This is a genomic window from Novosphingobium kunmingense, from assembly GCF_002813245.1.
Classification (GTDB): Bacteria; Pseudomonadota; Alphaproteobacteria; order Sphingomonadales; family Sphingomonadaceae; genus Novosphingobium; species Novosphingobium kunmingense.
The window spans coordinates 1,133,323-1,153,350 of sequence record NZ_PHUF01000002.1; the positions used below are offsets into that span (position 1 = coordinate 1,133,323).

The window sequence follows — 20,028 nt, forward strand, 5'->3', positions numbered from 1 at the left end:
CCATGACACAGCGCGGCATCTTGTACTCGATCGTAGCCCCGGCCGCGCTGTTGCTGCTTGCGGGATGCGGGGACGGAGGCGGTGGCGGAATCGCTTCGACGCCGAGCGTGCCGCCACCGCCACCGCCGCCACCACCACCGCCGCCGCCGCCGCCGCCCGCGTCTGGTACTGCGCCTCCCAGCGTTTCAGGCGTGCTTGCGCCAAGCGCAATCGGGCTCGTCAGCGATCAGCCCTTCGTCGCCGTGGCGACGGGATTGACCCTAAAAACCGACGTGAATACGGGCAACGTGCTTGAGGTGGCTTCGCCCCCTGTCGGCCAAGCCGTCGATTTTGCCTATCGCGCAGCGGACAACACGTACCTGATGACCGTGCCCGGAGAGAGCCAGGGAGTCTTCAGGTTCCTGAGCTACAGCGGGTCGGTCGGGCAGATTGCGACCGGCAGTTACGGCGTCCTGGTCGACTCCGCGGGCACCGAATTGGGGCCAAGGGTAACCCTGACGGTTCCAGGTCAGAGTGGCTCGCTCTATACCTATTCCTCCTGGGGGTCATATCACGAGCAGACCGATACCGGCACCGTGTCGCAACGGGCGCTCGGCCTCTTTGCCTACGGAATACCGACCAGCCCGACCCAAATGCCCCTCAGCGGTGTCGCAAGCTATTCCGCCGACATCCACGCCCTCAGCGATCTCGATTACTTCGTCGGAGGCAAAGTCACGCTGACCTTCGATTTCGGCGCAGGAACGCTGACAGGCGTGATGAGACCAGAACTTTGGTATGGCTGGGAAGACATCGCCATCCTCGGCGACTACACGTTCCGCGACACTGTCTTCGCCAAAGGCAATCCGGCCTATTCCGGCGCATTCGCGATCGAGGGGCGGAGCGGGGCCGAGGGCAGCTTCGCGGGTCAATTGACCGGGCCCCAGGCGGCAGAAGTGATCGGCCGATGGAACGCGCCCTACACGTTCAGCCCGGCCCCCGGCGAAACAAGGTCCGGGACCATGGGCGGGATCTGGATCGGCAGGAAGAACTGAAGTGAAGCGCTGGCCGCTCCCGCACGCCCGCGGTCCATGATCCTGCTCGCGCTGACCCAGGCCGTGCCGGTCGTCCCGGCGCAGCAGGTCGTGCAGATGGGCGCCGCCGATCTCATGACCCTCGCTGGACGCGCAGAGCGCAGCGGCGACCTTGCCACCGCCGAACGCGCGCTGCGCGCGCTGGTGCAGGACGGCGACGTCCAGGTGCGCAGCGAGGCGCGCTATCGCCTGGCGCGGCTGGTCATGCGACGCGGCGACCTGACCGGGGCCGCCCTGCTGCTGCGCGCCGTCCTGGACGAACAGCCCCAGGCGCAACCGGTGCGGCTGGAACTGGCCCGCGTGCTCGAGGCGATGGGCGACGATGCCGGTGCGCGGCGCGCCTTGCGCGAGGTGCAGGCCGGCGGCCTGCCTCCCGATGTGGCGCGGGTAGTCGATCGCTATTCGCAGGCGCTGCGCGCGCGCAAGCCATTGGGCGCCAGCTTCGAGATGGCGTTCGCCCCCGACACCAACATCAACCGCGCCACCCGGTCCGAAACGCTGGGCACGGTATTGGGCGATTTCGCCCTCGACGAGGATGCCCGCGAACGTTCGGGGATCGGCCTTGCCCTGCGCGGGCAAGCCTATGCGCGCCTTGCGGTGGTCGACCGGATCAACCTGCTCGGTCGCCTGTCCGGGACCGCCGATCTCTATCGCGATGGGTCGTTCAACGACCTCGGCCTGGCCGTGTCGGGCGGGCCCGAACTGGCCAGCGGCGCCGACCGCATCGCGCTTGAACTGGGCAGCCAGTGGCGCTGGTACGGCGGGGATCCCTACTCGCAAGCGACCACGCTTGGTGCCAACCTGCTCCACCCGATCGGCCGCACGGCGCAGATCCGGTTGTCGGCCACGACGGCCTGGATCGCGAACCGGCGCAACGCCTTGCAGAGCGGCCGGCACTATGCAGCGACTATAGGTTACGAACGCGCGCTGTCGGCCCGAGCCGGCGCGGGAGCGGCGCTGACTGTCGATCGCCAGTCGCTGCGCGACCCGGGCTATGCGTCGACCGGCGGGCAGCTGAGCCTGTTCGCCTACCGCGAGTTCGGGCCGCTGACCGCAGTCGCGACCCTGTCCCATGGCCGGACCGAGGCGGACGAGCGCCTGTCGCTTTATGCCAGTCGGCGCTCGGACCGGACCTGGCGCGGCAGTCTATCGGCCACGGTGCGCACCCTGCGGGTGGGCCAGTTCGCGCCGTTCGTGCGCGTCATCGCCGAGCGCAACGCCAGCACGGTCGAGGTCTACGACTACCGGCGCCTGCGCGGCGAATTGGGCGTGACCCGCGCCTTCTGACAAATCTTTCCTGATGGTGCGCGCACTTTTGCTGGCCTTGGCAGTTCAGGTGCGGGGCCTATTCTGGCGCCGACAGGAGACAGACCATGCGCGCAACCCAGGCCTTTTTCGCGGCGACCGGCGGACCCGAGGTGATCCAGTGGCACGAGGTCGACCTGCCCGCCCCCGGTCCGAACGAGGTGCTGATCCGGCATGAGGCCGTCGGCCTCAACTTCATCGACACCTACCTGCGCACCGGACTCTACCCCTCGCAGCTGCCCGGTGGGCTGGGCTTCGAGGCGGCCGGCGTAGTCGAGGCCGTGGGTGAAGGCGTCACCCACTTGAGGCCCGGCGACCGCGCGGCGAGCTTCGGCGGCAAACCGGGCGCCTATGCCACGGCGCGGATCGCCCGGGCCGGCGATCTCCATGCCCTGCCCGCCGGAATCGACAGCGCGACGGCGGCCGCCGTGTTCCTCAAGGGGGCAACCGTCGAGGCCCTGGCCGAGCGCGTCGCCCCGGTCGCCCCGGGCGGCTGGGCGCTGGTCCCGGCGGCCGCCGGCGGCGTCGGTCTGTTGCTGGTGCAATGGCTGACGGCACGCGGGGTGCGGGTGATCGGCACGGTCGGCAGCGCGGACAAGATCGCCCTCGCCAGCGAAGCCGGGGCCGAGACGGTGCTGCTGTCGGGCGATGCCGATCTTGTCGCGCAGGTCCGCGAGGCAACCGGCGGCGCGGGCGTGCGCGTTGCCTATGACGGCGTCGGTGCGGCAACATGGCAAAGTTCGCTCGATTCGATCGGCCGGCGCGGCATGCTGGTCAGCTTCGGCAACGCCAGCGGCCCTGTGACCGGCGTCGCGCTGCGCGATCTGGCTACGCGCGGGTCGCTCTACGTCACTCGGCCCGGCGTCTACGACTACTACGCCGACCCGGAAGAAGCGCGCGCCGGCGCCGCACGGCTGTGGGACATGGTGGCAAGCGGCAGACTCAAGGTGTCCGTCGGCCAGAGCTATCCGCTGCTCAGCGCCGCCGAGGCCCACCGCGATCTCGAAGCGCGCCGCACCACCGGATCGACGCTGCTGCTGCCCTAACCTTCGCGGGCGAACCAGATCGTGTGGCGCGGGCCCTTGCCCTTGCCATCCTTGTCGACGCGGGCCCGCACCTCGACTTCCTCGACCACGAAGCCGACGCTTTCGAGGCGGCGGGTGAAGGCCTTGTCGGGAAAGGCCGACCAGATCGCCAGCACCCCGCCCGGCGCCAGCGCGCGGCGGGCGTTATGCAGGCCGCTCTTGGCATAGATCCGGTTGTTGTCGGCGCGGACAAGTCCGTCAGGGCCGTTGTCGACGTCGAGCAGGATTGCGTCGAACGGATCGGGTGCGAGTAGCATCGCATCGGCGACGTCGTCCATGACCAGCCGCACGCGCGGATCGTCAAGGCAGCCTTCGGCGACTCCGGCCATCGGCCCGCGAGCCCACTGAATGATCTCGGGGACCAGTTCGGCCACGGTCGCACGGCCTTCAGGCCCGAGCCGCTTCAGCGCAGCGCGCAGGGTGAAGCCCATGCCATAGCCGCCGATCAGCAGGTGCGGCGCGCGCCGGCCCTGCAGCCGATCGAGCGTCAGGTTGGCCAGCGCCTCTTCCGAAGCGCGTTGGCGCGTGCTCATCAATTCGTTGTGGCCCAGCACGATCATGAAGTCCCGATCGTGGGCGTAGAGCTTCAGCTCCTCGCCCCCGGGGACCTGCGCCGTTCCGAGCAATTGGCGGGTGATCACGCCGCGCGCTGGGCGCGATCGACCGCTTCGGCGTTGAGCATGTCGGCCAGAAGGAACGCCAGCTCGATCGACTGCGCGGCGTTGAGGCGTGGATCGCAGTGCGTGTGATAGCGATCGGCCAACGCGTCGTGGCTGATCGCCACGGCCCCGCCGACGCATTCTGTCACGTCCTGTCCGGTCATCTCGATGTGTACGCCGCCGGCGTGCGTGCCCTCGGCGCGGTGCACCGCGAAGAAGCTGCGCACTTCGTTGAGGATGCGGTCGAACGGGCGGGTCTTGTAGCCGCTGTTGGCCTTGATGACATTGCCGTGCATCGGGTCGCTCGACCAGACGACGGGGTGGCCTTCGCGCTTCACCGCACGGACCAGCGCGGGCAGGCCGGACTCGATCTTGTCATCGCCGAAGCGCGCGATCAGGGTGATGCGCCCGGCCTCGCGGCCGGGATTGAGCACGTCGAGCTGGCGCAGCAGTTCGTCCGGCGCCAACGAAGGCCCGCACTTGAAGCCGAGCGGATTGCCGACGCCGCGCAGGAATTCGACGTGAGCCGAGCCCTCGAACCGGGTGCGGTCGCCGATCCACAGCATGTGCGCGCTGGTGTCGTACCAGTCGCCGGTCAGCGAATCCTGCCGCGTCATCGCCTGCTCGTAGGGCAGGTGCAGCGCTTCGTGGCTGGTGTAGAAGCTGGTGCCCTGCAGCTGCGGCACGGTCTGCGGATCGATCCCGCAGGCGGCCATGAAATCGAGCGCCTCGCCAATACGGTTGGAGACTTCCTCGAACCGCGCAGCCCAGGGGCTGCGGCCCATGAAATCGAGCGTCCACTGGTGGACCTGGCGCAGGTTGGCATAGCCGCCGGTCGAGAAGGCGCGCAGCAGGTTGAGCGTGGCGGCCGACTGCGAATAGGCCTGCAGCAGCCGCTGCGGATCGGGAATCCGCGCTTCGCTGGTGAACTCGATCCCGTTGATGTTGTCGCCGAGGTAGCTCGGCAGTTCGACCCCGTCGATCACCTCGACCGGCGAGGAACGCGGCTTGGCGAACTGGCCGGCCATCCGGCCAACCTTCACCACCGGCTGCTTGCTGGCGAAGGTCAGGACCACAGCCATCTGCAGCAGCACGCGGAAGGTGTCGCGGATGTTGTTGGGGTGAAATTCGGCAAAGCTTTCGGCGCAGTCGCCGCCCTGCAACAGGAAGCCCTTCCCCGCCGCCACGTCGGCAAGGTCCGCCTTCAGCGCGCGCGCCTCGCCGGCGAAGACCAGCGGGGGAAAGGTCGTCAGCGTGTCCGTCACCTTGGCGAGGGCCGCGGCATCGGGGTACGACGGCAGGTGCCGCGCCTCGCTTGCCGTCCAGCTTTGGGGATTCCAGGTACCGTTCACGTCATTTGCTCCAGGATTCGGGCATCAAGTTGGCCGCGCGCCATAGCCCGCGCGCACGGCGATTGCAAAACATGAAAAGTCGATCGCGATGATCGCGCAATTTTGTTACCGTTGCAACGACCGCGCGACGGTCAGCGGCGCACTCCCGCGGCGACTCCCGCGGGCACCTGGGTGGCCAGCGATTGCCCCGCCGGGATCACCGCCACCCGCCACGAATTGCCGCGCGTCAGGTACTTCGCTGCCAGCGCCTGCATCGCCGCCGGCGTCGTCCGGGTCATGTCGGGCAGCAGCGTCCCAAGCGCGGAGAACCGGCGCGGATCGTCCGTCGCCCCCTCGAGCTGGCCCATGAAGAAGGCGCTCGCCGTCGCGGCGCGCGCCAGTTGCTGCTTGAGCGGCTCGGTCACGCGGGCCAGTTCGTCGGCGCTGGGCGGCGCGGCGACCAGTTCGTGCGCGATCTCGTCGGCGGTGGCGAAGAAGATCGGCACGGCCTTGGGCTGGAGCTGGGCCAGCGCGATGATCGCCCCCCCGGTGTCGCGATCGCGCGGCCACGAGTTGTAGACCTGCGGCGAATAGGCTTCGCCCAGCTTCTCGCGCAGCCGGTCGAGCAGGCGGTTGGAGAACAGCTGCGAAAGGATCTCGAGCTGGCGGCCTTCCTGGAGTTGCACCATGCCGCCGGCGGTCGGCCACTGCACCACAGCCGCCGCCTGGCTGGCATCGCCCCGGTGTTCGAGCACGATCGGCTGGTCCGAAGGCCGGGTTTCGGGGAAGGTCGCGGTCGCCACGGCACGCGGCAGGTCCGGCCGGCGCGGCAAGGCGCCAAAGGTCCGTTCGAGCGCGGCAATCGCCGCGTCACGATCGAAATCGCCGAAAAGCTGCACCTCGATCGGGCCGTCTCGCAAGATCGGCTCCCACACCTGGCGGAAGCCCGCCGGCGTCGCCGCGTCCATTTCCTGCGGAGTCGGCGTGCGGAAGCGCGGATCGCGGCCGTGCTGCAGGAAGGCGAGATCGCGCTGGACCACCCCTTGCGGCGAAGTCGCCATGCTTTCGTACTGCAGCTTGGACGCCGCCTTGGCGCGCAGCACGGGATTGGCGTCCCACTTGGGCATCGCGAACTTGGCAGCGAACAGATAAAGCTGGTCGGCAAGGTCGGCGTTGCGGGTATCGGCCTGGAACTTGAAGTTGGTGTCGTCGATGTCGAAATCGAAGCCCATCTTGCGCCCGGTCGAGATCCGGTCGAGCTCCTCCTGCCCCAGCGTGCCGACGCCTGATCCGACCAGCGCCATCTCGCCCAGCTGGATATAGGCCGCATCGCCCGGCTGGAAGGCGCGGTAGCCGGCGCCGAAGCGGACCTTGACCGACAGGCGGCCCGGCTCGTTCCCGGTCGGGAACAGCAGCGCCTTGATCCCGTTCGACAGTTCGACCTGCTCGATTTCCGGAACCACGGTCGGCGCCGCGACCACCACCTTGCCCGGCGCCCCGATCGCCGGAAGCCCGGCAAAGGAAATCGGCTTGGTGTCGAGCCGCGCCTTGCCGTCGGCCTTGACCGGTGCGGCCAGCGCGCTGCGGAACGCGGCGCTGTCGGCCTCGCCCGACCGGGGGGTCACATAGACCCCGCGCGTGACGACGCCCTTGAACAGGTCGCGGGTGTGCTGAAGCACGGCGGCCGGGGTGAACAGCGGCTTGGACGAGTTGAAGATCGACAGCACGGTCTCGGGCGAGGCGACCGTTTCGCGGATGTCGAGCGCCGCGACGATATCGTCGGCAAGGCGCGATCCGGGCTGGAGCCGGCTCTGTTCCATGCTGCTTTCGAAGGCGACGTTCATTTCCGCGACCTCGCGGTCGATCTCTTCCTGGGACGGCGCGCTGGCCATGGCATCGGCCAGGACGCCGCGCACGTCGGCGAGCGCGGTCTTCCAGTCCTCGGCCAGCGGCGTGACCGTCACGAAGGTGGCGTTGGCGCTCCGGCTGATCTTGTCCTGCTGGACCTGTGCGGTGAGGTAGGATCCGCCGCCCCGCGCGCGCGCCTCGAGCCGGCGGTTGATGATCGCCTGCGCCAGCGAATCGATCATGATCCCCTGGTTATAGGCGATGGTGTCATCGACCTTGCGCCAGGGCCGCAGCACCGCATAGGTCAGGTTGCGCGGCACATCGGCTTCGACGATGACCCTGGTCTCGCCGATCCCGCCTGCTCCGCCCGACGGCGCGACCGGATCGCCGAACGACGGGGCCGGGGTGGCCTTGCCCGTGCCCTTCCACGACCCGAACCAGGTCTTGATCAGCCCCGCCATCTGCGCCGGATCCGCATCGCCGGCGACGATGATCACCGCGTTTTCCGGACGATACCAGCGCGCGTGGAACGCGCGGACCGAAGCCTGGTGCGCCGCGGTCAGCGTCTCGGTGGTGCCGATGACCGGCCGCTCGGCCAGCCGCTGCCCGGCAAACAGGGTTTGCTGGGTCGTTTCGGCGATGCGTTCGCCAGGCCCGGCGTTGTCGCGTTTTTCGGCGAGCACGATCGGCACGTCGGTGCGCACGTTGGCCTCGCTCAGCGTGGGCGCGATCATCATGCCCGAGAGCAGGCGGAAGCTTTCGGTCAGCGACTGCGGCGTCGCGCCCGGCAGGTCGAGCTTGAAGGTGGTCGAGACCGGCCCGGTCGTCGCGTTGGTATCGCTGCCGAAGGTTGCGCCAAGCCGCTGGAAGGCGGGGATCGCCTCGCCGTCACCAAGGTACTTTGACTGGCGGAAGACCATGTGTTCGAGGAGGTGCGCATAGCCCTTCTCGTTGTCGTTTTCATAGAGCGCGCCGGCGTCGATGCGCACGCGGATCGAAACCTGCCCCGGCGGCACGCCGTTGCGCCGCACCGCATAGCGCAGCCCGTTGGGCAGTTCGCCAAAGGTCCATTCCCGGTCGCGCGGAACGTCGCTGCCGCGATAGAGCCAGGCATCGTCCTTCGCCGCTGGTGCCGCAGCCTTGGCCGGGGCCTGGGCGGTTTTGGCCGCAACCGGTGGGGCGACCAGCAGCGCGGCGATGACAAGGGAAATGGCGGAGCACGCAGTGCGGAAGGCGGGACGCATGGCCTTGCTATAGGAAGCCCCAGCCTGAAGGGCCAGTGAATAGCGTGGGCGTTCAGCCTGCCTTGGCCGCCACCAGCTCGACCTGGAAGACCAGGTCCGCGCCCGCCGGGATCGGCCCGGTGCCCTTGTCGCCGTAGCCGAGCCTGGCCGGGATGCAGAGGCGTACGATCGCGCCCTGGTTCATCAGCGTCAGGCCTTCGGAAAAGCCCGGGATCACGCCCTTCATCGGGAACGAGGCGTCCATGCCCTGGTCGAACACTTCGCCGCCGAGGGCAAGGTAGCCGATGTAATGGACCGTCACCGTCGCATCGCCCACCGGCTTGGGCCCGGTCGCCGCCCGCAGCACCCGGTAACCGAGGCCCGAGGGCGTGGTCGCGTTGCAGAGGCGCTGCGGTACCGGAATGATCTGCTTGAGCGGCAGGGGAATGATCTGCGGCACCGGCGCGGTCGCCGGACGGCGCACGGGCTTGGCGGTGGTCTGAGCCGGAACGGCGAGCGCGCAAAGCGTCAGGGCGGACAGGGCGAGGCGGGCGGAGGAAGCGATCCGGTTGGTCATGGGGGGGCCTATAGGGCGGACCGGGGGCGCTGACCAGCGGGCTTGACCCTTGACCCGCCCCGCCCGCCCCCTACATGGCTAGACATCATGTTCATTGAAACCGAAACCACGCCCAACCCCGCCACGCTCAAGTTTCTGCCCGGGCAGGAGGTGATGCCTGCGGGCACGCGCGAGTTTCGCAGCGACGAGGACGCCGCCGCCTCGCCGCTGGCCGCCACGCTGTTCGATCTGGGAGACGTGACGGGCGTGTTCTACGGCCGCGACTTCATTTCGGTGACGGCGGCCCCAGGGGTCGAATGGTCGGCGCTCAAGCCGCAGGTGATCGGCCTGCTGCTGGATCACTTCGTCACTGGCGCGCCGCTGTTCCATGCCGCCAGCGCAAGCTTTGCCGTGCCGGACGAAGACGAGGATTTCGGCGACGACCCCGAACTGGCCGATATCGTCGCGCAGATCCGGGAACTCATCGAAACGCGCGTGCGGCCGGCCGTGGCCAACGACGGCGGCGACATCATCTACCGCGGGTTCCGCGAAGGCGTGGTCTATCTCACCATGCAGGGCGCCTGCTCGGGCTGCCCCTCGTCCACCGCGACGCTCAAGAACGGCATCGAAAGCCTGCTCAAGCACTATGTGCCCGAAGTGATCGAGGTCCGCGCCGCTTGAGGCAAGGCCACGTTCTCCAGACCACTCCCGATACCCACAACAAGGATCGCCCATGTCCCAGCCGCTCGATGACGCCGCGCTCGACCAGTTGTTCCGCACCGCACGGACCTACAACGGATACCTCGACACGCCCGTCGGCAACGAGCAGCTCTTCGCGATCTGGGATCTGATGAAGATGGGGCCGACCAGCGCCAACATGCTTCCGGCCCGGATGGTGTGGTGCACCAGTGCGGAGGCGAAGGAGAAGCTTGCCCAGTTCTGCCTTCCCGCCAACGCCGAAAAGGTCCGTCAGGCACCGGTTACGGTGATCATTGGCATGGACATCGACTACCACGAGAACCTGCCCTGGCTGTTCCCGCACACCGATGCCAAGGCCTGGTTCGATGGCAACCTGCCGCTGCGCGAAGTAAGCGCGATGCGCAACTCCTCGCTCCAGGGCGCCTATTTCATCCTCGCCGCGCGCGCGCTCGGCCTCGATACCGGCCCGATGTCGGGGTTCAACAACGAGGCGGTCGACAAGGCGTTCTTTGCCGATACGCCCGCGGTCAAGTCGAACTTCATCTCGACGCTCGGCTATGGCGATCCCTCGACGATCTTCGAGCGCAGCCCGCGCCCCGATTTCGAGGTCTTCAACCGCATCGCCTGACCCGCTATCACCGCCACCGTGCGCACTCTGGTTATCGACTGCGCGACCGAAGCCTGTTCGGTCGCCGTGCTGGACGGCACCGCCCTTGTCGGCGGCGAATGCCGGCGGCTGGGACGCGGCCATGCCGAAGCGCTGGTGCCGATGATCGGCGCCCTGCCCCACGGCGGCCGCGCGCAGCGGATCGCCGTGGCGCTGGGTCCGGGCAGCTTCACCGGCGTGCGGGTGGGCCTGGCCGCCGCGCGGGCGCTGGCATTTGCCTGGAACGCCGAACTGACCGGCTATCCCACCCTCGCGCTGATCGCCGCCATGGCCCGCGCGGAGGTCGGCCCCCGACCGGTGACCGTCGCGACGACAGGCGGCCACGGCGAATGGTTCGTCGAACGCTTCGCCGCCGATGGCCTCTCGCTGGCCCCTCTCGCCTCCCTGCCGCCCACCGAAGCCGCGGCCCTGGCCGATAGCGACGTGGTGGCCGGCAGCCAGGCCGAGGCGCTGGTCGCGCTGCGCGGGACCGGAACGGCTCTGCCGATCTGGCCGGATGCCCGCGCCTTCGCCGCCCTGCCGGCCTTCGCGCTAAGGCCGGATACGGCGCCGCTCTACGGGCGCGCGCCCGATGCGCGCCTTCCTGCGCCAGCAGCATGATCGGGCCCAACGACGACCTCGACCGGATCATGGCGGTGATGGAAGCCGCCTTCGACCCCGCCTTCGGCGAGGCCTGGAGTCGCCGCCAGGTGGAGGACGCGCTGCTGATCGGCAACTGCCACTACGGCCTGCTCGACACCTTCGGCGATGCCTTGCGCGAAGACGCCGAAGCGGCCGGATTCTTCCTTTCGCGCCACGGCTATGAGGAGGAGGAGCTGCTGCTTCTCGCGGTCGATCCTCGTTTTCGTCGCCGCGGTGTCGGGCGCGCGCTGCTCGAGCAATTCGCCAGCCAGAGCCGCGAACGCGGGGCCAAACGGCTTCTTCTTGAAATGCGCCGCGGCAACCCGGCGGAAATACTCTATCGTGACTTTGGCTTTGTCCCGATCGGCGAGCGAATTGACTATTATCGCTTCTCCGATGGCACGCGCACGGACGCGATAACGTTCGCCTTGGGTTGACGTTTGCACCGGCGCCAAGCCGGCTAGTCTTCAAGCCCATTGCCCCACCACCGTTTCCGCTTGGCTTGCGGTTGCAAAGTGCTACACAACTAATCGACCCAAAAGATCTGCGACCTTTTGGGTAATTATGAACCAAAAAACCGGTAGAAACAAAAGGAAGGGGTCGGATCATGGAAGAAAGCCAGACCGATACGCGCGAAATGCTAATCACTCTGACATCGGACATTGTCGCCGCCCATGTCAGCAACAACAGCGTCTCCGCAGACGAAGTCGCCTCGCTCATCAACAGCGTCTACGGCGCACTGGCCGGCCTCGGCGGAAGTGCCCCGGTGGAAGAAAAGGCGCCCGAACCGGCCGTCTCGGTACGTTCGTCGGTAAAGCCCGACTACATCGTCTGCCTTGAAGACGGCAAGAAGCTCAAGATGCTCAAGCGTCATCTGATGACGCACTACAACCTCACGCCGGAACAGTATCGGGCGCGGTGGAACCTGCCCGCCGACTATCCGATGGTTGCCCCCAACTATGCCGAAAAGCGCCGCGATCTCGCGGTCAAGATCGGCCTGGGTCGCAAGCCCGGGCAGAAGCGCGGGCGCAAGCCCAAGGCAGCGTGATCGCCGCGGGACGGATTGCCCCGTCCCGCCATTGAAGAATCGTCCCGCGGCTCTATGCTTTGCGGGACGTTTCTTTTGAGGGCCCTGCCCCCTCGCGGAGTTTGAATTGCACCAGGCCATCGACATCGAAGCCCTCTGCGCCCAGCGCGGCCTCAGGATCACCGAGCAGCGCCGCGTGATCGCCAAGGTGCTGTCGGAATCGACCGACCACCCCGACGTCGAAGCCCTCCACGAGCGGGCCTCGGCCATCGATCCCAAGATCTCGATCGCCACGGTGTACCGCACGGTGCGCCTGTTCGAGGAAGCCGGCATTCTCGACCGGCACGACTTCGGTGACGGCCGCGCCCGATACGAAGCCGCGCCCGAGGCGCACCACGACCACCTGATCGACGTCGAAAGCGGCAAGGTGATCGAATTCGTCGATCCCGAACTGGAAGCGCTGCAGCGCCAGATCGCCGAAAAGCTGGGCTACCGGTTGGTCGACCACCGCATGGAACTGTTCGGGGTGCGGCTCGGCCGCGAGGGCTAGGCCCCGCCTTGGTCGCCGCGCTCGCCATGCCGCGCCAGCTCTCGCTGGGGGCCTGGGCTCGGGTGGCGCTGCGGCTTGCGGCCATGGCCGGCCTGCTCGCCGCCTGCATCCCGCTTTACTACGCCTGGAAGCTGCTGCGGATCGCCAACCCCTGGCCGCGCCTGTTCCTCGGCACGGTGTCGCGCATTGCCGGCGTGCGGATCACGGTCACCGGCCCGCGCCCGGTCGGCCCCACCTTCCTTCTCGCCAACCACGTCAGCTGGATCGACATCCCGGCGCTCAGCAGAGTGACTGGCAGCGCCTTCGTCGGGCATGATGGCCTCGCCTCGATGCCCGTACTCGAATGGCTGTGCCGGATGAACGACACGGTGTTCATCGCGAGGCACGATCGCGCCAGCGTGGCCCGGCAGGTCCAGCAGGTGCGCGAGGCCCTGGCCGAGATGCACGCGCTGACGATCTTTCCCGAAGGCACGACCAGCGACGGCACCGGCCTGCTGCCGTTCAAGAGCTCGCTGCTGTCGGCCTTCGAGCCCCTGCCCGAAGGCATTGCCGTGCAGCCGGTCCTGCTCGACTACGGCCCCGAAGCCGCTCGGATCGCCTGGGTCGGCGAGGAGCACGGGCTCGACAATTTCCTGCGCGTGCTGGCGCGCCGCCGTCCGGTTCGCCTCACCGTGGCGTTCCAGCACCCGCTCAGCGGCGACCAGCTCGCCAGCCGAAAGACCATCGCCGCCAGCGGGCGCGAGGCGCTGGCCGCGGCGCTTTCCCGATAGCGCTTCAAATCCGGGCCGTTTTGCCCTATCGGGCGCGTCCCATGAAGCCTACCCCGCCCCCCCGGACCTACCGCGTCAAGAGCTTCGGCTGCCAGATGAACGTCTATGACGGCGAACGCATGGCCGAACTGCTTGGCCAGCAGGGCATCCAGCCCGCGTCCGAGGGCGAAGAGGCCGATCTTGTCGTGCTCAACACCTGCCACATCCGCGAAAAGGCAGCGGAGAAGGTCTATTCCGATATCGGCCGCCTGCGCCGCGAGGATGGCACCGCCCCGCTGATCGCGGTGGCTGGCTGCGTTGCCCAGGCCGAGGGCGAGGAAATCATGGCCCGCGCGCCCGCCGTGTCGATGGTCGTCGGACCGCAGGCCTATCACCGGCTGCCCGGCATGATCGCCGAGGCGGTGGAAGGGCGCCGCTCGGTCGACACCGACATGCCGGCCGAAACCAAGTTCGATGCCCTGCCGGCGCGACGCAAGGTCGGCCCCAGCGCCTTCCTCACGGTGCAGGAAGGCTGCGACAAGTTCTGCACCTATTGCGTCGTCCCTTATACGCGAGGTGCCGAAATATCGCGTCCGTTCAACGATCTGATCGAAGAAGCGAAGAAGCTGGTAGATGCCGGTGCGCGCGAGATCACGCTGCTTGGCCAGAACGTCAACGCCTGGCGCGACGAGGCCGGTCACGGACTTGAGAAACTGGTCGAGGAACTGGCCTCGATCGATGCTCTGGCGCGGATCCGCTATACCACCAGCCATCCCAACGACATGACCGAAGGGCTGATTGCCGCGCACCGCGACATCGACAAGCTGATGCCCTTCTTGCACCTGCCGGTCCAGGCCGGGAACGACCGGGTGCTGAAAGCGATGAACCGCAGCCACAGCGCCGACAGCTACCTGCGCGTACTCGACAAGGTGCGCGCCGCGCGGCCCGATATCGCGCTGTCGGGCGATTTCATCGTCGGCTTCCCGGGCGAGACCGACGCCGAGTTCAAAGATACGCTGCGCCTGGTCGAGCTGGTCGGCTATGCCCAGTGCTTCAGCTTCAAGTATTCGCCCCGCCCCGGCACTCCCGCCGCGACGATGGCGGACCAGGTTGCGGTCGGGGTCATGGACGAGCGGCTGCAGCGCCTGCAGGCCGCGCTCAACGCCAGCCAGCTCGCTTTCAACCGGGCCTCGGTCGGCAAGCGCTGCCAGGTGCTGGTCGAACGGCGCGGCAAGTATGACGGCCAGTGGCTGGGCAAATCGCCATGGCTGCAATCGGTGCATTTCAGCGGCGATGCCGCGATTGGCGATCTGGTCGAGGTTGATCTGGTCGAAGCCGGCGGCAATTCGCTGGCCGGACGGCTGGCGGGCGCGTCGCCCCGGCCGGACCTGACCGACCGGGGCGTTCGCGTCGCTCAGTAGAAGAAGCGGTCGTAGACCCGCAGCACGCGGCCGGACCGCGCGTTGATCAGCAGCACGTCGTTGCCGTAGCGGACGTAGCGGGTGCCCGCAGCGGCGCGCGGCAGGCGGTAGGTGTAGGGATCGTTGATCCAGTAGCGGTTGCCGTAGAACGCCGGGTTGAGGTTCACCCCGACCCGCACCGGAGCGTAGCGATAGCCGCGCGGCGCCGCCCAGGTGCCCTTGCGGAACGCGGACTGGTTCTTCTGGCGATATTCGCGCCAGTCTTCGCGATATTCGCGCTTGTCCTCGCGCAGTTCCTGGCGGTCTTCGCGCGCTTCCTGCCAGTCGCTGCGGCGCACATCCTGGCGCACCTCGCGCTGGCCCTGGCGGATTTCCTGGCGGCCGTTGCGCAGTTCGGCGGTCTGGGCCGAAGCAAGCGTGGGGACAAGCGCCGTGGCGGCGACGGCGGCAAGAATGATCTTCCTCATGAGCGATACTCCATCTGCAATTGCCAGAGCGTGGCGACGGGGACAGATTTGCGCCGAGCTGGCTGAACCGAGCAGAACCGCACGGTTCAGAAATCGGACATTTTGGTCACAGTGTGTCGCAAGATGTCCTGCGGTGCGTCCGGCTGCCCGTTTTTCCACCGCTGCGAATGTCCGGCTTGCTTGCAAGGCAGCCGATGGGCCCTATCTTTCGAATCAGGGCCGTGCCCTTGCGGTCCGCAATGCAAAGGAGTGCTCGCACAGCCTTATGGCTCGCAAACCTGCCCGCGCCTGGCACGAGGCGCCGACCCGTTCCGCCCCCCCGACCAAGGCTCGCGCGGAACTCGAATTCGAAGAAGCCACCATGCTGGGTGCGCTGTTCGGGCAGTTCGACGCCAATCTTGTGCTGATCGAGAACCGTCTTGGCGTGTTCATATCCGCCCGCGGCAACCGCGTGGTGATCGAGGGGCCGGAAGACAACGTGGCCCGCGCCCGCGACGTGCTGCGCACCATGCACCAGCGACTGATGCGCGGCGACGAACTCGATCCCGGTGCGGTCGAATCGATCATCCTGATGTCGGCCGAACCGACGCTCGAAGGCATCGTTTCGGGCGATGACGGCGCTCCGCCGATCATGATCCGCACGCGCAAGAAGACGATCGTTCCGCGCAGCGCCACCCAGATCGAATACATGCGCGCGCTGGCCAGCAAGGACGTGATCTTCGCGCTGGGGCCGGCCGGGACCGGCAAGACCTATGTCGCGGTCGCCCAGGCCGTGTCGCAGCTCATCACCGGCTCGGTCCAGCGGCTCATCCTGTCCCGCCCGGCGGTCGAGGCGGGCGAGCGCCTCGGCTTCCTTCCCGGCGACATGAAGGAAAAGGTCGATCCCTATCTGCGGCCGCTCTACGACGCGCTCTACGATTGCATGCCGCCCGAGCAGGTAGAACGCCGCATCGCCTCGGGCGAGATCGAGATCGCGCCGATCGCCTTCATGCGCGGCCGCACCCTGGCCGATGCCTTCGTCATCCTCGATGAGGCGCAGAACACCACGCGCGAACAGATGAAGATGTTCCTGACCCGCTTCGGCATGAACAGCCGCATGGTGGTCTGCGGCGATCCAAAGCAGGTCGACATCCCTGGCGGTCCGGGCATGAGCGGGCTCAACGACGCGGTCGGCCGGCTGGAAGGGGTCGACGGCATTGCCATCACGCGCTTCAGCGTGGCCGACGTGGTGCGCCACCCGATCGTCGGGCGGATCGTCGAAGCCTATGAGGGCCCGCGCGAGGATTGACGCCCGCGCCGGACGAACCCATGGCCTCCGCTCTCCCCGAAACCCTGCCTCGCTGGACCATCGCGGCCCCGCTGCTCGGGCTTGTCGCCATAGCCGTCGGCACGCCCGCCAACGTCGTGCTCGCGGCCCTTGTCGCGGTCGTGCTGATGGCCGCAGTGCTGGCTGCGGTCCACCATGCCGAGGTCATCGCCCATCACCTGGGCGAACCGTTCGGCACGCTGGTGCTGGCCGTGGCGGTCACCGTGATCGAAGCCTCGCTGATCATATCGCTGATGCTGTCGAACAGCGGGGGCGAGGCGGCGCTGGCCCGCGACACGGTCTTTGCCGCGCTGATGATCGTGCTCAACGGCATTGTCGGTATCTGCCTTCTGGCAGGCGGCACCCGCCACCACGAGCAGCAGTTCACCCAGACCGGGGTCAGCGCGGGGCTGGCCATGCTGGCGACCCTTGCGATCCTGACGCTGGTCCTGCCCAACTACACGGTCAGCACGCCGGGCCCGTTCTACAACGATATCCAGCTGACCTTCGTCGCGGTCGTGTCGCTGATCATCTACGCCACCTTCGTCCTGGCCCAGACCGTGCGCCACCGCGAATATTTCCTGCCCGACGGCGCCGTGCTGGTCCCTGAAACGCCCGACCCCGATGATGCCAAGGCGCTCGATACCAGGGCCCTGTCGCTGAGCGGCGGCCTGCTGCTTATCGCGCTGGTCGGCGTGGTCCTCCTGGCCAAGGCGCTGTCGCCGCTGATCACCGGCTGGGTCGATGCGGCGGGCGCCCCCCGCGCCCTGGTCGGCGTGATCATCGCCGGGCTCGTGCTGCTGCCCGAAGGGCTGGCCGCCTGGCGCGCGGCGCGGCGCAACCAGCTTCAGACCAGCCTCAACCTGGCGCTGGGATCGGCGCTCGCCACGATCGCGCTGACCCTGCCCGCCGTCGCGGTCGTGGCGATCATGCTCGGCCTCGACCTGGCGCTGGGCCTTTCGCCGGTGGGCACGGTCATGCTGCTGCTGACGCTGTTCGTCTCCTCGCTCTCGCTCGGCACCGGGCGCACGACGATCGTGCAGGGCGTGCTGCACCTGGTGCTGCTGGCGACCTTCCTCGTCGTGACCCTGATGCCATGACCGACGGACCGGCACTCCAACTCGACATCGACCTGTCGCCCGACTGGCCCTCGCCGCCGGACTGGGAGGAACTGGCGACGCGCGCCGCCACGGCCCTGGCGCAGTTCGCCCCCGAACTCGCCAACCCGCGACTTTCGGCCAGTGTCCTGTTCGCCGACGATGCCGAAGTCCACGCCCTCAACCGCGAATGGCGCGGCAAGGACAAGCCGACCAACGTGCTGTCCTTTCCCATGTTCGAGCGTGCCGACCTTCTCGCGCTCCCCGCCGAAGGGCCGCCCGAACTGCTCGGCGACATTGCCCTGGCGCTTGAAACCTGCGCGCGCGAGGCGAAGGAAAAGGGCCTCAGCCTCGCAGACCACGCCGCCCATCTGATTGTCCACGGCCTGCTCCACCTCGCCGGGCACGACCACGAACTGTCGCCCGCCGATGCCCGCGCAATGGAACAAATTGAGATAAAGGCGCTTGCGCTCCTGGGCATGGCCGACCCATATGGCGACCACGACGCGTAACAGGGACTTTTACCAGGCCAATGGCCGACAGTTTTTCATCGGAGCCGGACAGTAAGCGCACGCTGTGGCGCGCCATCAGGCGGTTTTTCGACGGTACCGAAGGCGACACTTCGCTTCGCGCCCAACTCGAAGAGGCGATCGACGAGCACGAAGACGGCCACCAGTCCGGCAAGGGCGGCGACGGAGACCTGACCCCGCTCGAACGCGAAATGGTGCGCAACCTGCTCCATTTCAGCGAGCTCGACGCCGACGACGTGGCAATTCCGCGCGGGGAGATCATCGCCATTCCCGCCAGCGCCACCTGGGACGAGGTGGTCGCGGCCTTTGCCGAGCATGGCCACTCGCGGCTTCCCGTCTACGGCGAGACGCTGGACGAGGTGGTCGGCATGATGCTGATCAAGGACGTGTTCCCGCTGCTCGCCGCGAGCAAGCCACCGCGCGACTGGACCAGCCTGATGCGCCAGCCGCTGTTCGTGCCCAGTGCGCGCGGTGCGCTCGACGTGCTCAACGACATGCGTGCCAGCCGCGTCCACCTTGCCGTTGTGATCGACGAATATTCCGGCACCGACGGCATCATAACATTCGAAGACCTGGTCGAGGAAATCGTCGGCGAAATCGAGGACGAGCACGACGATGCACCTCGCGACCTGTTCAAGGACCTGGGCAACGGAATGTGGGAAGTCGATGCCCGCGCCGAACTCGACGACATCGGCGACCGGGTCGATCCGCGACTTGGCGATGTCGAGGAGGACGTCGATACCATTGGCGGACTTGCCTTTCTTCTGGCGGGCCAGGTCCCCCAGAAAGGCGCGATCCTCGGCCATGACAGCGGCTGGAAACTGGAAGTGGTTGCGGGCAACGAAAAACACGTTACCCGTCTGCGTCTCCACCCTCCCCTCCCCGCCGTGGAAGATCCCGAAGAGTAGATCCGCTTGGCAATTCGCCGCCTTCCCCCGCTCCGCGCCATCGAGGCGTTCGTGCGTATCGTGCGCCTGGGCTCGGCGCGCGCCGCGGCGGACGAACTTGGCCTGAGCCCGTCGGCGCTGTCGCGCCGGGTCGCCGCGCTGGAGGAGTTCATCGGCAAGCGGCTATTCACCCGCCAGCACCAGGCGATGAAGCTGACCGACGAGGGGCAGTCCTTCTACGACGCCGTCAGCCCCAAGTTCGACGAGCTCGCCGCCGCGGTCGAAGGCCAGGTGGAAGACAGCAAGGTGCTGCGCCTGCACCTGGGCGTCCTGCCGCTGTTCGGCACCCAGCGCCTGTTCCCGCGCCTGCCCGAGCTGCGCAAGATGCATCCGCGGCTGCACATCGACATCGACACCAGCCCGCACCTCCTGGCCCGCGTCGGCGACACGCTGGACGCAGCTATCGTGCTGTCCAAGCAGCCCGACCCGCAGTTCCATGCGGTGCGTCTGGACCACAACCGGGTCTATGCCTTCACCTCCAAGGCACTGGCCGCCGAAATCGGTCCCCGCCCGGACGAGGCAACGCTGTCGCGCCAGACCTTCCTCATCCACAACGAACTGCCCGACAGTTTCACCGCGTGGAAGCAGGCGGTCGGCCTGCCGAACCTCGAGCCTGCCGCGATCGACCACTTCGATTCCGGCCAGCTCATCCTCGAAGCCTCGGCCAATGGTCTTGGCATCGCGATCATGCACGACGACCACTTCTACCGCAGTCACGACACCCGACTTGCCAAGCTCTACGATATCGAGGTGCAGAGCCCCTATTCGTACTGGTTCGTCTGCCGGCCGCATGCGCTCGAGGTCCGCGCGGTGCGCATTTTTCACGACTGGCTGGTCAACGCGGGACTGTAGCGTTCAGCCTGGGCGGGT

Annotated in this window: 21 protein-coding genes; 16 read left to right on the forward strand and 5 right to left on the reverse strand. The window is 67.7% G+C overall.

Going from position 1 to position 20,028, the window contains the following annotated elements; translation table 11 throughout:
- Positions 1-2: 2 nt before the first annotated feature.
- The 3 genes from B0I00_RS05555 to B0I00_RS05565 all read left to right on the forward strand — a co-directional run bounded on the left by B0I00_RS05555 (position 3) and on the right by B0I00_RS05565 (position 3,421).
- Positions 3-1,031, forward strand: coding sequence for a HupA family protein (locus B0I00_RS05555; protein WP_157812474.1), 1,029 nt, complete (start codon positions 3-5; stop codon positions 1,029-1,031).
- 36 nt (positions 1,032-1,067) lie between these two features.
- A complete protein-coding gene (locus B0I00_RS05560; protein WP_100866295.1) occupies positions 1,068-2,357 on the forward strand; it encodes a tetratricopeptide repeat protein in 1,290 nt (429 codons plus the stop codon).
- Between the two features lie 86 nt (positions 2,358-2,443).
- Positions 2,444-3,421: a quinone oxidoreductase family protein gene (locus B0I00_RS05565; protein ID WP_100866296.1), complete on the forward strand. Its 978-nt coding sequence runs from the start codon at positions 2,444-2,446 to the stop codon at positions 3,419-3,421.
- Here the strand turns inward: B0I00_RS05565 and B0I00_RS05570 are convergent.
- The 4 genes from B0I00_RS05570 to B0I00_RS05585 all read right to left on the reverse strand — a co-directional run bounded on the left by B0I00_RS05570 (position 3,418) and on the right by B0I00_RS05585 (position 9,098).
- The gene (locus B0I00_RS05570) at positions 3,418-4,101 is read right to left on the reverse strand and encodes a spermidine synthase (RefSeq protein WP_100866297.1); all 684 of its coding nucleotides are present in this window, start codon (positions 4,099-4,101) and stop codon (positions 3,418-3,420) included. The two genes, B0I00_RS05565 and B0I00_RS05570, sit on opposite strands and share 4 nt — an antisense overlap.
- On the reverse strand, positions 4,098-5,471 hold the full coding sequence (locus tag B0I00_RS05575) for a class II 3-deoxy-7-phosphoheptulonate synthase (RefSeq protein ID WP_100866298.1): 1,374 nt from the start codon (positions 5,469-5,471) through the stop codon (positions 4,098-4,100). Before B0I00_RS05575 ends, B0I00_RS05570 begins: the two co-directional genes overlap by 4 nt.
- Before the next feature lie 131 nt (positions 5,472-5,602).
- The gene (locus tag B0I00_RS05580; RefSeq protein ID WP_100866299.1) at positions 5,603-8,542 is read right to left on the reverse strand and encodes a M16 family metallopeptidase; all 2,940 of its coding nucleotides are present in this window, start codon (positions 8,540-8,542) and stop codon (positions 5,603-5,605) included.
- 52 nt (positions 8,543-8,594) lie between these two features.
- Complete coding sequence (locus B0I00_RS05585) at positions 8,595-9,098, reverse strand: FKBP-type peptidyl-prolyl cis-trans isomerase (RefSeq protein WP_100866300.1); 504 nt, start codon at positions 9,096-9,098, stop codon at positions 8,595-8,597.
- Positions 9,099-9,185: 87 nt separating this feature from the next.
- Between B0I00_RS05585 and B0I00_RS05590 the strand changes: the two genes are divergently transcribed.
- From B0I00_RS05590 to miaB, 8 genes are all read left to right on the forward strand, one after another.
- Positions 9,186-9,758, forward strand: coding sequence for a NifU family protein (locus B0I00_RS05590; protein WP_100866301.1), 573 nt, complete (start codon positions 9,186-9,188; stop codon positions 9,756-9,758).
- Between the two features lie 52 nt (positions 9,759-9,810).
- On the forward strand, positions 9,811-10,404 hold the full coding sequence (locus B0I00_RS05595; protein WP_100866302.1) for a malonic semialdehyde reductase: 594 nt from the start codon (positions 9,811-9,813) through the stop codon (positions 10,402-10,404).
- A gap of 18 nt (positions 10,405-10,422) precedes the next feature.
- On the forward strand, positions 10,423-11,043 hold the full coding sequence (tsaB, locus tag B0I00_RS05600; RefSeq protein WP_100866303.1) for a tRNA (adenosine(37)-N6)-threonylcarbamoyltransferase complex dimerization subunit type 1 TsaB: 621 nt from the start codon (positions 10,423-10,425) through the stop codon (positions 11,041-11,043).
- Positions 11,040-11,501: a GNAT family N-acetyltransferase gene (locus B0I00_RS05605; protein ID WP_100866304.1), complete on the forward strand. Its 462-nt coding sequence runs from the start codon at positions 11,040-11,042 to the stop codon at positions 11,499-11,501. The genes tsaB and B0I00_RS05605 overlap by 4 nt, the downstream gene beginning before the upstream one ends.
- A gap of 170 nt (positions 11,502-11,671) precedes the next feature.
- Positions 11,672-12,112 (forward strand): MucR family transcriptional regulator, encoded by a 441-nt coding sequence (locus B0I00_RS05610; protein WP_100866305.1) that lies wholly within the window; start codon positions 11,672-11,674, stop codon positions 12,110-12,112.
- A gap of 106 nt (positions 12,113-12,218) precedes the next feature.
- Complete coding sequence (locus B0I00_RS05615; protein ID WP_100866306.1) at positions 12,219-12,641, forward strand: Fur family transcriptional regulator; 423 nt, start codon at positions 12,219-12,221, stop codon at positions 12,639-12,641.
- An 8-nt stretch (positions 12,642-12,649) separates the two neighbouring features.
- Positions 12,650-13,411 carry a lysophospholipid acyltransferase family protein gene (locus tag B0I00_RS05620; RefSeq protein WP_232730121.1) on the forward strand — a complete coding sequence of 254 codons (762 nt, stop codon included), beginning with the start codon at positions 12,650-12,652 and terminating at the stop codon, positions 13,409-13,411.
- Between the two features lie 41 nt (positions 13,412-13,452).
- Complete coding sequence (miaB, locus tag B0I00_RS05625; protein ID WP_100866308.1) at positions 13,453-14,811, forward strand: tRNA (N6-isopentenyl adenosine(37)-C2)-methylthiotransferase MiaB; 1,359 nt, start codon at positions 13,453-13,455, stop codon at positions 14,809-14,811.
- Here the strand turns inward: miaB and B0I00_RS05630 are convergent.
- On the reverse strand, positions 14,805-15,278 hold the full coding sequence (locus B0I00_RS05630; protein WP_100866309.1) for an RcnB family protein: 474 nt from the start codon (positions 15,276-15,278) through the stop codon (positions 14,805-14,807). The two genes, miaB and B0I00_RS05630, sit on opposite strands and share 7 nt — an antisense overlap.
- 265 nt (positions 15,279-15,543) lie before the next feature.
- Between B0I00_RS05630 and B0I00_RS05635 the strand changes: the two genes are divergently transcribed.
- From B0I00_RS05635 to B0I00_RS05655, 5 genes are read left to right on the forward strand one after another with little or no spacing between them, the layout of a single operon-like run.
- Positions 15,544-16,566 carry a PhoH family protein gene (locus tag B0I00_RS05635; protein ID WP_100866310.1) on the forward strand — a complete coding sequence of 341 codons (1,023 nt, stop codon included), beginning with the start codon at positions 15,544-15,546 and terminating at the stop codon, positions 16,564-16,566.
- Between the two features lie 20 nt (positions 16,567-16,586).
- Positions 16,587-17,684, forward strand: coding sequence for a calcium:proton antiporter (locus tag B0I00_RS05640; RefSeq protein WP_100866311.1), 1,098 nt, complete (start codon positions 16,587-16,589; stop codon positions 17,682-17,684).
- Positions 17,681-18,193 carry an rRNA maturation RNase YbeY gene (ybeY, locus tag B0I00_RS05645; RefSeq protein WP_100866312.1) on the forward strand — a complete coding sequence of 171 codons (513 nt, stop codon included), beginning with the start codon at positions 17,681-17,683 and terminating at the stop codon, positions 18,191-18,193. Before B0I00_RS05640 ends, ybeY begins: the two co-directional genes overlap by 4 nt.
- A gap of 20 nt (positions 18,194-18,213) precedes the next feature.
- Entirely contained in the window at positions 18,214-19,119 is a 906-nt protein-coding gene (locus B0I00_RS05650; RefSeq protein WP_100866313.1) for a hemolysin family protein, read from the forward strand.
- A gap of 6 nt (positions 19,120-19,125) precedes the next feature.
- The gene (locus B0I00_RS05655) at positions 19,126-20,010 is read left to right on the forward strand and encodes a LysR substrate-binding domain-containing protein (RefSeq protein WP_100866314.1); all 885 of its coding nucleotides are present in this window, start codon (positions 19,126-19,128) and stop codon (positions 20,008-20,010) included.
- The last annotated feature ends 18 nt before the right edge of the window (positions 20,011-20,028 follow it).

What these genes read in the sequence shown, in the direction of transcription:
- B0I00_RS05555 (WP_157812474.1), top strand. Translation starts at nt 3, where the DNA reads ATGACACAGCGCGGCATCTTGTACTCGATCGTAGCCCCGGCCGCGCTG.
- miaB (WP_100866308.1), top strand. Translation starts at nt 13,453, where the DNA reads ATGAAGCCTACCCCGCCCCCCCGGACCTACCGCGTCAAGAGCTTCGGC.
- B0I00_RS05580 (WP_100866299.1), bottom strand. Translation starts at nt 8,542, where the DNA reads ATGCGTCCCGCCTTCCGCACTGCGTGCTCCGCCATTTCCCTTGTCATC.
- ybeY (WP_100866312.1), top strand. Translation starts at nt 17,681, where the DNA reads ATGACCGACGGACCGGCACTCCAACTCGACATCGACCTGTCGCCCGAC.
- B0I00_RS05560 (WP_100866295.1), top strand. Translation starts at nt 1,068, where the DNA reads ATGATCCTGCTCGCGCTGACCCAGGCCGTGCCGGTCGTCCCGGCGCAG.
- B0I00_RS05650 (WP_100866313.1), top strand. Translation starts at nt 18,214, where the DNA reads ATGGCCGACAGTTTTTCATCGGAGCCGGACAGTAAGCGCACGCTGTGG.
- B0I00_RS05565 (WP_100866296.1), top strand. Translation starts at nt 2,444, where the DNA reads ATGCGCGCAACCCAGGCCTTTTTCGCGGCGACCGGCGGACCCGAGGTG.
- B0I00_RS05630 (WP_100866309.1), bottom strand. Translation starts at nt 15,278, where the DNA reads ATGAGGAAGATCATTCTTGCCGCCGTCGCCGCCACGGCGCTTGTCCCC.
- B0I00_RS05640 (WP_100866311.1), top strand. Translation starts at nt 16,587, where the DNA reads ATGGCCTCCGCTCTCCCCGAAACCCTGCCTCGCTGGACCATCGCGGCC.
- B0I00_RS05590 (WP_100866301.1), top strand. Translation starts at nt 9,186, where the DNA reads ATGTTCATTGAAACCGAAACCACGCCCAACCCCGCCACGCTCAAGTTT.
- B0I00_RS05610 (WP_100866305.1), top strand. Translation starts at nt 11,672, where the DNA reads ATGGAAGAAAGCCAGACCGATACGCGCGAAATGCTAATCACTCTGACA.
- B0I00_RS05595 (WP_100866302.1), top strand. Translation starts at nt 9,811, where the DNA reads ATGTCCCAGCCGCTCGATGACGCCGCGCTCGACCAGTTGTTCCGCACC.
- B0I00_RS05605 (WP_100866304.1), top strand. Translation starts at nt 11,040, where the DNA reads ATGATCGGGCCCAACGACGACCTCGACCGGATCATGGCGGTGATGGAA.
- B0I00_RS05635 (WP_100866310.1), top strand. Translation starts at nt 15,544, where the DNA reads ATGGCTCGCAAACCTGCCCGCGCCTGGCACGAGGCGCCGACCCGTTCC.
- B0I00_RS05585 (WP_100866300.1), bottom strand. Translation starts at nt 9,098, where the DNA reads ATGACCAACCGGATCGCTTCCTCCGCCCGCCTCGCCCTGTCCGCCCTG.